We start from the raw sequence: 998 nt of genomic DNA on the forward strand, positions 1-998 counted from the left end.
CGAAGGGCCAGTTCCTGCGCGTTCGACCGGTTCGTCCACGCGGATCGGCGCCAGGAGTCATTCTGGGTTGGTGGGGGCCGGACGGGGCCGGAACTCGTGCGAAGGGACAGCGTCATGGGGCAAAGGCGCGGCGTGGGTGCAGCGGTCTGCGTAGGGGTGGCGGCCGCGGTCATGGTGGTGGCCGGCTGCGAGAACGCCGGGCCGACGGCGCCAGCCGCGTCGGGACACTCGTCGAGTACACCGTCGATCACGCTGCCCCTTCCCAGCGCGCCCGGTCTGCCGGTCTCCCCCGGCGGGGCACCGACGGTCGGGGCGAGCAGCAGTCGGACGGCCAGGCCCACCCCGGCGCCCGCGCCGAGCAGCGGCGCACCGGTCCCCGGGGGGCAGGAGGTGTCCGAGCAGCGGCTCACCGTGATGGGGCAGGTCCAGACCGTCACGAAGGCCTCTGCCACCATCCGAACGGCCACCGGGACCACGACAGTGGCCTGGGACGGTGGCACAGCCTTCCTGGACACGAGAGCGGCGAAGCGCGCGAACGTTCGCGCGGGTGTCTGTGCAGTCGCCAGCACGGCGCTCGTCGCACCCGGGGAGCAACGCACCGGACCTGAGGGCGCCGACGTGGTGGTCTGGGTGCTCGTCTCGGCACCCCTCGACGGGCACTGCCCGGCCGTCGCCCCTCAAGCGCCCGGAGCATCCGGCGCCGCCCGTATGGTGTCGGGTCTGGTCAACAAGGTCCAGGGATCCGTCGTGACCCTCGAGACCATCGGCGTCGGCCGCCCCACGGCCCGGCTACGCATCGCTCTGGCGAACACGGTGACGATCGTCGAGACGCGCGACGCTACTTCGGCTGTCGTGCGCAAGGGGCGGTGCGTCGTGGCGGTCGGGACCAGTCCTGGAACGGGCCGGGTGCTCGCAACGAGTCTGACGGTCTCTGATGCCGGCAGGGCCACCTGCCCCAGGTAACCCGGCGGTTGGTGGCCTCTCGTCGGTTGGTGGCC

The 998-nt window shown here is 72.5% G+C and carries 1 protein-coding gene; it reads left to right on the forward strand.

Annotated features, from left to right (window positions below):
• Positions 1–390 precede the first annotated feature (390 nt).
• Complete coding sequence (locus N864_RS22630; protein ID WP_034722898.1) at positions 391–963, forward strand: hypothetical protein; 573 nt, start codon at positions 391–393, stop codon at positions 961–963.
• Positions 964–998: the final 35 nt, after the last annotated feature.

Origin of the sequence: Intrasporangium chromatireducens Q5-1 (genome assembly GCF_000576575.1) — a bacterium.
Lineage (GTDB): Bacteria > Actinomycetota > Actinomycetes > Actinomycetales > Dermatophilaceae > Intrasporangium_A > Intrasporangium_A chromatireducens.